The 12,188-nt window shown below is 39.2% G+C and carries 12 protein-coding genes; 9 read left to right on the top strand and 3 right to left on the bottom strand.

The genetic code is table 11. The annotated features are described in order from the left end of the window. Nucleotides 1-145 precede the first annotated feature (145 nt). Nucleotides 146-736, top strand: coding sequence for a class I SAM-dependent methyltransferase (locus HNQ41_RS02260; protein WP_184662807.1), 591 nt, complete (start codon nucleotides 146-148; stop codon nucleotides 734-736). Nucleotides 737-829: 93 nt separating this feature from the next. Further along, nucleotides 830-1,702: a gamma-glutamylcyclotransferase family protein gene (locus HNQ41_RS02255; RefSeq protein WP_184662806.1), complete on the top strand. Its 873-nt coding sequence runs from the start codon at nucleotides 830-832 to the stop codon at nucleotides 1,700-1,702. Between the two features lie 208 nt (nucleotides 1,703-1,910). On the opposite strand, the gene HNQ41_RS02250 is transcribed toward HNQ41_RS02255, so the two are convergent. Continuing rightward, on the bottom strand, nucleotides 1,911-2,642 hold the full coding sequence (locus tag HNQ41_RS02250) for a MurR/RpiR family transcriptional regulator (RefSeq protein ID WP_184662805.1): 732 nt from the start codon (nucleotides 2,640-2,642) through the stop codon (nucleotides 1,911-1,913). 131 nt (nucleotides 2,643-2,773) lie between these two features. Here HNQ41_RS02250 and HNQ41_RS02245 point away from each other — a divergent pair, with 131 nt between their 5' ends. From HNQ41_RS02245 to HNQ41_RS02235, 3 genes are all read left to right on the top strand, one after another. After that, nucleotides 2,774-4,111, top strand: a complete 1,338-nt coding sequence (locus HNQ41_RS02245) for a 6-phospho-beta-glucosidase (RefSeq protein ID WP_184662804.1) — start codon at nucleotides 2,774-2,776, stop codon at nucleotides 4,109-4,111. Nucleotides 4,112-4,313: 202 nt separating this feature from the next. Then, a complete protein-coding gene (locus HNQ41_RS02240) occupies nucleotides 4,314-5,084 on the top strand; it encodes an SIMPL domain-containing protein (protein WP_184662803.1) in 771 nt (256 codons plus the stop codon). A gap of 206 nt (nucleotides 5,085-5,290) precedes the next feature. Continuing rightward, complete coding sequence (locus tag HNQ41_RS02235; protein WP_184662802.1) at nucleotides 5,291-6,460, top strand: MBL fold metallo-hydrolase; 1,170 nt, start codon at nucleotides 5,291-5,293, stop codon at nucleotides 6,458-6,460. Nucleotides 6,461-6,754: 294 nt separating this feature from the next. Here the strand turns inward: HNQ41_RS02235 and HNQ41_RS02230 are convergent, their stop codons facing one another. Further along, nucleotides 6,755-7,351, bottom strand: coding sequence for a hypothetical protein (locus HNQ41_RS02230; protein WP_184662801.1), 597 nt, complete (start codon nucleotides 7,349-7,351; stop codon nucleotides 6,755-6,757). 92 nt (nucleotides 7,352-7,443) lie between these two features. Beyond that, nucleotides 7,444-8,319: a LysR family transcriptional regulator gene (locus tag HNQ41_RS02225; RefSeq protein ID WP_184662800.1), complete on the bottom strand. Its 876-nt coding sequence runs from the start codon at nucleotides 8,317-8,319 to the stop codon at nucleotides 7,444-7,446. A 120-nt stretch (nucleotides 8,320-8,439) separates the two neighbouring features. Here HNQ41_RS02225 and HNQ41_RS02220 point away from each other — a divergent pair, with 120 nt between their 5' ends. The 4 genes from HNQ41_RS02220 (at nucleotide 8,440) to HNQ41_RS02205 (ending at nucleotide 12,177) form a co-directional block, all read left to right on the top strand. After that, nucleotides 8,440-9,642, top strand: a complete 1,203-nt coding sequence (locus HNQ41_RS02220) for an MFS transporter (RefSeq protein WP_184662799.1) — start codon at nucleotides 8,440-8,442, stop codon at nucleotides 9,640-9,642. 405 nt (nucleotides 9,643-10,047) lie between these two features. Next, the gene (locus tag HNQ41_RS02215; protein ID WP_184662798.1) at nucleotides 10,048-11,181 is read left to right on the top strand and encodes an MBL fold metallo-hydrolase; all 1,134 of its coding nucleotides are present in this window, start codon (nucleotides 10,048-10,050) and stop codon (nucleotides 11,179-11,181) included. Nucleotides 11,182-11,289: 108 nt separating this feature from the next. Continuing rightward, on the top strand, nucleotides 11,290-11,673 hold the full coding sequence (locus HNQ41_RS02210) for a DUF302 domain-containing protein (protein WP_184662797.1): 384 nt from the start codon (nucleotides 11,290-11,292) through the stop codon (nucleotides 11,671-11,673). A gap of 171 nt (nucleotides 11,674-11,844) precedes the next feature. Continuing rightward, a complete protein-coding gene (locus HNQ41_RS02205; protein WP_184662796.1) occupies nucleotides 11,845-12,177 on the top strand; it encodes a rhodanese-like domain-containing protein in 333 nt (110 codons plus the stop codon). Nucleotides 12,178-12,188 lie beyond the last annotated feature (11 nt).

Below are 12,188 nucleotides of genomic sequence, written 5' to 3'. Positions count from 1 at the left end.
TATAATAAACCTATTATAACAATGAAAATAACAGTATCAAGGCTTTGAAAACGGAATGACTTTCTAAAAATAAGTATATCATTTTGTTAAATGTGCAGTTAGCGATTATGATGTAAGTAAATATATGGATGAGGAGAGTTGGAATATGTCGATGTGGGATGAACGTTTTCGTAAACAAGAATATCAATATGGAACAGAACCGAACGTTTTCATTGAACAAAAAGCGTCAGAATTACAAGGAGAAAGCGTATTAGCTGTTGCGGAAGGTGAAGGGAGAAACGCTGTATTTTTAGCAAAGCAAGGTTTTGACGTCACGGCTTGGGATGCTTCCATTGAAGGGTTGAAAAAGACCGAAACATTAGCAGAAAAAAATGGTGTTAACGTCAAAACAGAACAAGTGGACTTGGGAAATGTCATGTGGCCACAAGAGCAATATGATCACGTTGTCATGGTATTCGGTCATTTTGATGAAGATGTTCAAGCCTCGGTGTTAAAAGGTATTAAACAGGCTATTAAGCCAGGCGGAAGCTTTTTGTGCGAAGTATATTCGAAAACGCAACGAAATTATGGAACAGGTGGTCCAAAACGTGAAGAATTACTTTACGATCCGCAACTGTTTCTAACAACATTTGCTGATTGGCATATTCCTTATTTTTTTATTGGCGATGTAGAACGGTATGAAGGGCATTTACATCAAGGGAAAAGCCATGTCATTCAAATTTTGACTAGAAAATGAAGGGAGCTCTAAATAGGGCTTCCTCTTTTGTTTAAATTTATATGGATTGAGAACAATAAGCTTAGGTTGAAATTGAAAAAGGAGCGAGGTTTAATGACGAAATTATTCGTATATGGCACTTTATTACCGAATCAGCCGAACGAACATTACTTAGAAGAAGCCACTCTCCTTCATGAACAAGCGCGAATTAAAGGAGAAATGTTTGATACGGACTTAATTTATCCAACGCTTGTCATGAGTGGTACTTCACATGTATATGGTCATGTCTATGACGTTCCCGAACGCTTATGGGGACCGATCGATGAATTAGAAGGTTATACAGAAGAGGAAGAAGACCGTATGTATGATCGATCGATTGAAACAGTTGAAACCGATCAAGGAAACATCGAAGCTTACGTTTATCATGTCCGTGACCGAGAAAGGTTTGAAGAAACGTATCCAATTGCAAGCGGTGACTGGAAGGTGTATAAGTTTCAAGAGGATAAACCAGATCACTTTTATTTTTTCGCTTATGGTTCAGCAATGGACGATGAACGGTTTAAAAAAGCGGGGGTTGAATCGTATTTCCAAGACGTACAAACTGTCGGTACGTTAAAAGGGTACGAGATGCGTTACAAGGTGCATGCAAATGATGGCGGCCGTGCTGATATTATTGAGACAAACAATGATGAAGATCGTGTTGAAGGAATCGTTTATCAATGCCCGATTGATGCGCTTGACTATTTGTATAACCGAGAAGGGGTAGAAAGTGGCATTTACCGTCCAGCCTTGGTTGATGTCGTTGGAGAAAATGGCGAAACACTGAAAGACGTGATCACATTTATCGTTGTCAATAAAGAAGAAGAAATCGCGCCACCTGATCATTACGCAGAAGAAATTTTGCGTGGAGCTAAGGGGCGCGTTAGTGAGAAGTATTATGAGAAGTTATCAAAACAAATTGAGACATTACAACAAAACAAAAAGTAATGTTTAATAGATGCTAAAACCCACAGGATATCAATTCCTGTGGGTTTTTGTGCTCGTTTATATTTTGGAACAGTGTGTTCCGATTATGGAACATGTGCTTCCCGTGTGAGCGTTTTCCTCATGGGGTGAAAAGCCTTTACCTTTGATTATAAAAACGGTAAAAAAGAGGTATGGAATCAACGAGTACGCGTGTCATAGCTGTGAGTCATCATTCGGTATGCATTGATGAATACGTCTCTTTTGCTAAACGCTCTAACAAATAGACAACAGGCAGTTGGCTTGTAATATTTGCTTTTTCTACAAATTCCATATTTGAATAGTAAGCGAGGTTATAATCGGACATTTTAGCGAGCCTGCAGCTTTTACTGTTTGTAATGCTAATTAAGGTGCTTCCTTCTTCTCGAAGACGCCGACTCTGTTCGATCGTCTGTTCTGATTCACCTGAGACAGATAAAATGATTGAGACGCTACTTTTCATATATTGGCCAAAAATAGGGAAATAAGGATCTTTGATGTGCAAAGAGAACTTTTTCAAACTGGAAAAATAGCGAGATCCATATTCTGCTAAGATGCCAGAACTCCCGTTACCTAAAAAGATCACATGTTCTGTTTGAGCAATCACTGAAGCAATTTGTTTTATTTGTCGCTCATAATCGATTTGTAAAGTTTGATCTATAAATTCACGAAAAGCGTGCTCTGGGCTTGTTAAAGATAACGGTTGCTCTTGTGTGATATGCATTTTTAGTTTCGTTTTAAATTCAGAAAATCCGTCACAATCGACTTTTCGACAGAAACGGAGAATGGTTGTCGGTGATACGTGTGTTTCGTTGGCTAGATCACGGATGCGCATGTAAATCACTTTCTCCGCATGTGACGTGACATATTGATAAAGTGTGTAGTCGAGGTCAGAAAATGATTCCATTTGTTCATTTGTCACCATTGGATGTTCACCCTTTTCAACTAGAGGACTGAATATATGTTATGTGCTTAAAAGAAACAAGCTATTTCTATTATACAAGAAAAGTAGTTTTGTGTATTCAAAGGAAGTTAATCAAAGAGGAGGAATGAATCATGACTGAGAAAAAAGGGATCAAAATAGTAACGATTGGTGGAGGATCAAGTTATACACCTGAGCTAATTGAAGGTTTTATTAAGCGCTATGACTCTCTTCCAATTTCAGAGCTTTGGCTCGTCGACATTCCAGAAGGGGAAGATAAGTTAAATACGGTTGGTGCGCTCGCGCAAAGAATGGTTGAGGAAGCGGGCGTTCCAATGAAGATTCACTTAACACTCGATCGTAAGGAAGCATTAAAAGGAGCCGACTTTGTAACAACACAATTTCGCGTAGGTCTCTTAGATGCGCGTGCTAAAGATGAACGAATTCCTCTAAAATATAACGTGATTGGTCAAGAAACAAATGGGCCAGGTGGATTATTCAAAGGTTTACGTACGATACCAGTTATTTTAGACATTGTTCAAGATATGGAAGAGCTTTGTCCGAATGCTTGGTTAATTAACTTTACTAATCCTGCCGGTATGGTAACAGAAGCTATTTACCGTCATTCAAACTGGAGAAAAGTTGTCGGTTTGTGTAATGTGCCCGTAGGCATGAAAATGGGTGTCGCGCAAATGTTAGACGTTGATGCAGATCGCGTTCACATTGACTTTGCAGGGTTGAATCATATGGTTTATGGTCTAAATATTTACCTTGATGGGGAAAACGTTACAGAAACAGTCATTAAGAAGTTAACATCAGGAGAAGCTTCCATGACGATGAGTAATATCATGGATCTCGGTTGGCAGCCTGAGTTTCTTCAAAGTCTAGGTGTTTTACCATGCCCTTATCATCGTTATTACTATCAAACGGGACGAATGCTTGAAAAAGAGTTAGAGGAAGCTGCAGATAAAGGGACACGTGCTGAAGTTGTGCAAGCATTGGAAAATGACCTATTTGAGCTATATAAAGATGAAAATCTACGTGGAAAACCTGAACAGCTTGAAAAGAGAGGCGGGGCTTACTATAGTGATGCGGCGTGTAATTTAATCGATTCACTATATAATGACCGTAAAGATATTCAACCAGTGAATACGATGAATAACGGCGCGATTGCAAGTATTCCGAATGATTCAGCAGTTGAAGTCAATTGTGTGATTACAAAAGATGGTCCCAAACCGCTAGCGGTAGGAGATTTACCAGTAGCTACTCGTGGTTTAGTACAAGAGATCAAATCATTTGAACGTGTTGCTTCAGAAGCAGCTGTCACAGGGGACTACAAAACAGGGTTGTTAGCAATGACGATCAATCCGCTTGTTCCATCGGATCATGTGGCTAAAGAAATATTTGATGAAATGCTTGAAGCGCATAAAGACTACTTGCCACAATTTCGTCATTTAGAAGTCACCCAGTAAAAGCTAAAACAAGAAGAGCTGTGCCAACATTGATTTTCTCAATCATTGGCACAGCTTTTTAGATGTGGACTCTTCCTCGTGCGTTATGATTCCTTGTAACTTATATATTTCATTCACGACTCATTAATTGGAAGGTATTGTTACGCTGTTCTTTAGTGTGCTATGAGGGGAATAGAAGAATTGAAGGAGGAATGATTTAACGATGAATAAGAAAAGTGTATGGAAAATTGGAGGATTAACGGCATTACTAGTAGGTGCTGGTTTTATGTACCAAACAACATTTAGTCATGAGGCGGAACAGGAAAACCCTGTCCACGCGAGTGACGAGTATCAGGAAGGGACGCTCGTCGTTAGTGGAGAAGGGACTGTCACGATGGAACCAGATTTGGCGTTTGTCCAATTTGGCGTAGAAGAAACGCATGACTCAGCTGACAAGGCACAAGAAGCTGTGAGTGAGAGAATCAATACAGTGCGTGATCGCCTTAGTAATCTAGGCATAGAAGAGGATCAGTTAGAAACAGTTCGTTTCAATGTGCACCCTTACCAACCTAGAACTGGACAAGGTGAGGAAAGTGAAGAGCAGTTCCGTGCACAACATATTCTCGAAGTCGAATATCAAGATATCGAAAATGTCGGTGTGTTGTTAGATGAAGTGGCTGATGCTGGTGCTAACCGTATTGAGCGTACGCAATTTACATTAGAGGATGAATCGGAAGCAGAGCAACAAGCAATAAAAAAGGCGATTGATCATACAAAGCCAAAAGCAGCGGCAATGGCTGAAAGTGCAGGAAAACAGCAAGGAGAAGTCTTGCACATTACTGACCGTGATGCGAGAATCGACATTCCTGTTCAAAATCATGGGCAAGAGGAAATGGCCTATGATGATGCAGGAACTGACCGTTCAACGGTTATAGATGCAGGTGAAATCGAAGTTGTTCAGCATGTTGATGTTGTGTATGAACTAACGAACTAATCATCATATGAATCGTAGAAAAACTGCTGTGTCTAGGGAGGTTTACTCTCATGGCACAGCAGTTTTTTTAGACAACTTCGGTGGCAGGTTCTGGTGTTGTCTCTTTTATTGATTTTGATTTTTGTTTTTTAGATGAACGTACAGTTGAACGAAAGTTTGTTATGATAGGGAAGCAAAAAGCATTTGAAAGAGAAGGGGTAATCATTATGGTTGGAAAGTTAAAAGTAATTGGATGTTGTTTAACATTACCAATTATTTCATCTTTGGGAGCGTGTACAGGAGACGGTGATGCGCAAAGTGAAGAAGTGGAAACTGGAGAGGCACATTTTACGTTTCTCGATGTTGAACAAGGGGATAGTACGTTAATTCAAGACGAGGATACAACGATTATGGTGGATACAGGAAGACATGATAACGACGTAATCTTTGATCATATCGAAAATTATGATGTTGAAAACATCGATTTACTCATTTTAACCCATCCACATGCTGACCATATAGGCAATGCAGATGAGATTATCGCCCAATTAGATGTTGAAGAAGTTTGGATGAGTGGTGATGAACATACAACGCAAACTTATGAACGGGTGATTGATGCGACAATCAATAGCGATAGTAGCTATGAAGAGCCACGAAGAGGAGAAACCTATGGAGTCGGTGCTTTTACGATTGAAATGCTTCACCCTGAATCATTAACAGGCGATCTTCATGAAGGTTCTTTATCGTTTCATATTTATTATGATGACTTCAATGTATTGTTTACGGGAGATGCAGAAAAAGAAAGTGAAATTGAAATGTTGGAAGCAGGGCTTGATCTTCAGGCTGATGTTTTTCAACTTGGTCATCACGGATCGTCGACTTCGAACACTAAAACCTTTTTGGAAGCTGTTGAACCATCGGTAGGCATTTATTCAGCAGCTGAAGATAATAGATACGGGCATCCTCATGATGAAGTTGTTGAGCGTTTTGCTGATATGGATATTGAATTATATGGAACAGACGAAAACGGTACGATTCAAGTTGTCGCAAACGATGGGGATTATACAATAAACACCGAAACAGAAGATGATTCTTTGACATTGGATACTGAATCGACATCATCAAATACAGAAGATCAGGACACATATGAAGCGCCAGATCGCGAAGAAGAACAACGAGATGTGGGAAGTTGTTCTAGTGAACAGGTTGCAATTAATAGCGCTTCTTATGATGAATTAAAAGAGATCACTCATATCGGTTCAGAACGAGCAGAAGAGATCGAAGAACTAAGAGAACAACAAACTTTTTCTGATTATGAATCTTTAACGAGCATCGATGGGATTGGAGATGCTCGAGCTGACGAGATGGAAGATAATGAAGAAATTTGTTTTTCATAAAGAAGTAGTTTTGACGTTTCCTGCAAAGCCCGTAAGCTGTTTGAGTGCTTTAAGCCAGGGATGACGTTCAATGTTCCTCTATCAGAAAGGGTCAGGTGCCACGGTAGAGGTACATTGGTTTTAGAGCACGGTCATCAGTTAACGTGTGAAGAAATTGATGACGCTGCAATGTGGTATGAAAACACAATCGTTGGTAGAGAAAAATCGTTTCTGTTCATGGTGAGGAAGGTGTGTGATAGGTTCCGAAGCCGCACAACTCTTCCTCCCACCACCATACGATCTCTTTACGAGACATTAACTTTTTCTATAACTGTCTTGTATTTCGAGAAAAATCTCCTCTATTTTTTCCTCGAGTTCACGATTGGTAAGGTTAGAGCCTATCTCCTCAATATTTACGTTATAAAATGTATCTTTGTATTCGGTCATGAATTGGACCATTCCGCCAGATAAGTCTTCATTATAAGAGAAATATAAGGTGCTCTCACCAACATCAATACTAGGCCAAGAATTCAACGTAGCAGAATCATCGTAAGAATAAACGTCTTCCCTTAACCCAATCGGTCTAGGGGATTGTCTGATGCCCAGATTAACCGTATCGCGCTCATAAGGTCCATAAATGGTACGGTAGTCATATTTTTCTTGGTCTTCTTCATCTACATCTAGTAAAGCACGTTCCGCAGAGTCATCAGAAACAGTATAGGCTATGGATAACTCTTGCGCGTCACCATCCCTTGGTGAAACGCGAACTTCACTGATGTCTAATTCATCAAATTGAGGAAAACTATAAGGGAACTGGACCTCTTCATCGATTTTTGCAGCGGTTTCATCATCATTTGCAGAACACGCTACAGTAAACAGCAAAGGAATGAAGAGTATAAATAAAAAGCGCATGAAAGGATAACCTCCTGTAAATCTAAAGTATGTATCTCAAGTCAGTATGACTGATGGTAACAAGCATAACAATAGTTTTATTATGAGTCGACTTAAAGGTGTGTCTGTTCCATGAGAAAGTCGATAAATACTTGGTTGGCCTTTGATAAGTACGCATTCTTCTTCCAAGCTAGCGCTAACGTCAAGTAATAAGGAGGATCTATCGACACAGGAACCAGGTCCTCGTCTTCTTCAATCACCATTTTTAAAAATAATGTAACCCCTAGCCCTCGACGCGTGAGAGACTTTGTTAAAGAGATTTGATTGGTTTCAAAAGTGATATTTGGTGTAAGTCCCGTCCTTTTACTTACTTCGGTAATAATGTCTCTTTGGAAATAGCCTTCTTTAAAGAGAACGAGCGGTTCTTGCGCTAATTGTTCATAGGATATGAAAGGTTGATGAGCTAATGGATGTTCTTTTGGGAGGCAAACAACCATCTCTTCTTCTAAAAATGGTACGGTTTCAAGGTTATTATTTGTGTCATCTAAGACGACAGCACCCATATCAATTTTTCCTTGCTCAATCATCGCTTGAATTTGTTTGGTTCCGGCTTCGAATATAGATATGTCGATATGGGGGTAGATGCGTTTAAAATCAACGATGATTTTTGGGAAGAAATAAGACCCAGCCATGGATGGGAGTCCGATATTCACAACACCTTTTTCAAGTCCACGTAATTCTGCCATTTCTAGTTTTGCATTGTTCACTTGTGAAAGAATCGCTTTTGCGTGCTTGAGAAAAACGTCACCCTCATCTGTTAGGGTGATTTTTTTATCAGAGCGGTGAAATAATTGTAAACCTAACTCTTTTTCAAGGCTTTTGATCCCTTTACTGATCGCTGGTTGTGCGAAGAGAAGTTGTTCGGCGGCTTTTGTGAAACTTTTTTGTTTAGTGATTTCAAGAAAGTATTCTAATTGTCTCATTTCCATAATGAAAGGCTCCTCATAACTAAAAGTTATCAGTTTGATAAAAATAATATATTTAATTTATCCTCCATTCTGATGATATCATAAGTGTACAAAAAATTCAGAAATGAAGGAATGATATGTTTGATAGAGCTGAAAACAAAAGCGTTTTGGAGAGCAACGATAGCGTTAGGGATTGCTTCCTTTTTTATTTTTGCAAATATTTATTTTCCGCAACCTTTATTACCTGTATTTACGGATGAGTTCGATGTTTCTCCCGTAGTCTCGAGCTTGTCGATTTCACTTGCGCTTTTTACATTAGGGGTTTGTTTTTTTATTTATAGTGCGTTGTCTGATGCTATCGGCAGGAAAAAAATTATGATGGTTACGATGGGCTTAGGAACAATAACGACGTTTGCGATCGCTTTTTCACCAAACTATGAAACGCTCATCGTATTGCGTGTGTTGCAAGCGGCTTTTCTTGCGGGGATACCGACGATTGCGATGGCGTATATAGGAGAAGAATTTTCAGTAAGAGCACTCACTTTAGCGATCGGGATCCATATTAGTGCAAATACAGTCGGGGGAATGTCTGGCCGGCTCGTCAGTGGATTTGTCAATGACTTGGTTGATTGGCGTTTTGCGTTTATTGTTATGGGGGTCATTAGCTTAGTTTGCTTAATCGTGTTTGCTTTTCTATTACCTACTTCAAGGCAGTTTCAGGCACAACCGTTTCATTTAAAAGGGGCAATCAATGGATATAAAGAGCATTTGAAAAATCCAACGCTCCTATATGCCTATGCGATTGGTGGTTTACACTTTTTTATTTTCGTCGGTCTTTTCAATTTTGTCACGTATTTATTGAGTGATGAACCGTTTTATTTATCGACAACCATATTAGGATTGATTTTTCTGACTTATATTGCTGGGACGATTAGTTCGACATTAGCTGGAAAAGTATCAGCGCGGATAAAGTCTTCTACATGTGTAGCGATAGGGATTGTGATCATGGTTGTAGCGATGATGTTAACGCTTGTGGAAAGTGTGCTCGTTATCTTTGTTGGTTTGTTATTACTTTGTTTCGGATTTTTCTTTGCGCATTCTGTGGCAAGTTCGTGGGTGAGTCGACGTGCAGAGTTTGCGAAAGCGAGTGCTTCAGGCTTGTATTTAACATCCTATTACTTTGGAGGAAGTCTCGGTAGCGTTTATTTAGGCTTCTTTTGGAATGGGTGGCATTGGCCTGGTGTTGTTGTCGGGGCACTGCTCGTCTTAGTCGTTACAACGTCTTGTATGTTAGGCATGAAAAGAATTGAAAAAGCGGAAAATAAAGAGGCGTTGAGTGCATGAGGAAATTGAGATAACTAAATGATTAAAAATCTCAATAGAAGATTTAGAAGCTTAGAAGAAGTTGTTCTTCTAAGCTTTTTTCCTTCATACCTGAATCAATTTCAAAATGAAGTTTTATGGGCAATAAAACGAATAATTTCTATATAAATTTCTATTTAATATACGGATAATGAAAAGTGGCTGAAACGTAAGACGGCGACTCGCAGAGGATCAAGAACAGTCTGAAGATCCACTTTTGCGAGGGGTGACCGAGCAAAAGTTAGCTGAAGACAAGCCCTCGGGAAAGCGCCCATCTGAAGTGAAGGCCACATTATACAACCATTCGTTTATTAAGCACCTTCGTTTGAATAGTACTAGTAAGTCAAAATGAAGGGACAATAAAACGTAAACAAGGAGGGATATGCGATGAAATCAAAACAAGTGCCAACAATTTCTGTAAAGGATTTAGTGAAGAAAATCATTAATAAGAAGCAAGTGTTTATATTGGATGTTCGTGAAAGGGAGGCATTTGATGATTGGAAAGTGGAAGGGGGGAATGTCCATATTATTAACTATCCATTTGATGAACTCGAGCGTAATCCAAAAAATCTTGCTGATGGGTTACCAAAGGGTGAACGGCTTTATGTTATTTGCGCTAAAGGTGGCTCATCTCAGAAAGCGGCGGAATATTTAATGAAGGAAGGTATAGATGATGTTGCTTCCGTCTCTGGTGGGATGGAAGCTTGGAGTGAACATTTAGAACCAATCAAGGTTCATGAGTGGGATACTGGAGATGCGATTTATCAGTTTGTAAGGGTTGGAAAAGGGTGCTTATCTTATATGATCGTATCTGAGGGACAAGCAATATTGATCGATACGAATCGAATGATCACTCCTTACCGTGAATTTATCGACTGGATGGAAGTGGCGCTAACTTATGTACTAGATACACACCTTCATGCAGACCATATCTCCGGTGGAAGACGATTGGCTAAAGAATACGGAGCCCAGTATTATTTACCTGAAAAAGATGCTGAAGAAGTCATGTATAAATATGAACCACTTCATGATGGAGACGTGCTGACGGTTGGTAAACGGTCTCTTAAAGTGTTAGCTTCCCCAGGACATACAATCGGCAGTATGTCATTTGTGTTGGATGATCAATTTTTGTTTACAGGGGATATTTTATTTATTGATTCAATTGGACGTCCTGATCTAGCTGGAAAAGCAAAAGATTGGGTTGCAGATTTGCGAGAAACATTGTATAGACGTTATCGACAATTATCAAGCGAGTTAGTCGTTCTGCCGGCACATTTTATGATTCATGAAGAGATGAACAAAAATGGTAGTGTCTCGGAAAAGCTGGGTGTTTTATATGAAAAGAATCATGGTTTGAATATTGAAGAAGAGTCATCATTCCGACAGGCTGTGACGGATAATCTGCCTCCGCAGCCGAATGCTCACCAAAAGATTCGACAGACAAATATGGGAAAGCAAGTTCCAGACGAGGGAGAGGCGCGCGAAATGGAGATTGGGCCAAACCGCTGTGCGATTCAGTAATAGATGGTGAGTTTGATTTGTGTGTCGATGCCTTGATTTTTTGAATTGTAGTATATATATTACTAATGTAGGTATAGGGGTAAGTGTATTAAATGTAGGAGGGCGATTATGTTTCATTATACGGTTGAAACGACAAATGACATTCAAGAAACGATTGAATCTCTAAAAGTAAATCTTCAGGAAGAGAAATTTGGCGTACTTTGGGAACTTAGTATTACAGATAAACTGCAGGAAAAAGGTGTTGACTTCGACAAACCTTACTATGTATTTGAAGTATGTAATCCTCATGAGGCAAAAAAGTTATTATCTGCGAGTGAATTAGCGGGCTATTTCTTACCTTGTAAGGTTGTCGTGTATGAAGAAGGTGGGAAGACGAAGATAGGGTTGCCGAAGCCGACTACTTTGTTTCCATTGGTTGAAAATGATGAGGTAAAAGAAGCGGCTGAAGACATTGAAAAGCGGTTAATCGACTGTTTAGAAAAAAGCACATAAGACAAATGCGAATGAATCATGGTGAGAGGAAGGGGCAGATGTTCGCTTCTTTTTCATCATGATTTTTTCCGAAATATACCATCATCATTCCAAAACAAAATACTTTCTTTTATACCAATGGGGGTATATAATTGTTTTGTCAAGATTAGGGGAAGTAGGTGATGGTATATGTTGGTTGCGGTGGTAATGATGTTTTTATTAGTTAGTTATGTTATTTATCAACATTATGTTCCAGTAAAGGTAAAACAACAATCATTATCTTTAAGTAATGATGATGAGGCTGTTATACTCGATTTACGCTCGTATCAAGATGCGGCTAAGGAGCCGTTTGAAGATGCGTGTAATATTCCCTATCCATATATTAAACGCCATTATCATCAATTACCGTCTCGTCATTTATACGTTATAGCTCCAGATTGGGTTTCTAAAAATGTAAGTATTCGTTTTTTGAAGCGAAAAGGGCTTAACGTGAAAGGGTATTCGATTATGAATGATTTTTCTTAAGTGCTAAATGA

Origin of the sequence: Texcoconibacillus texcoconensis (genome assembly GCF_014202575.1) — a bacterium.
GTDB classification, from domain to species: domain Bacteria; phylum Bacillota; class Bacilli; order Bacillales; family Salisediminibacteriaceae; genus Texcoconibacillus; species Texcoconibacillus texcoconensis.
Note: the sequence above shows the minus strand (reverse complement) of the source record. Positions and strands in the feature narration are given on the sequence as shown.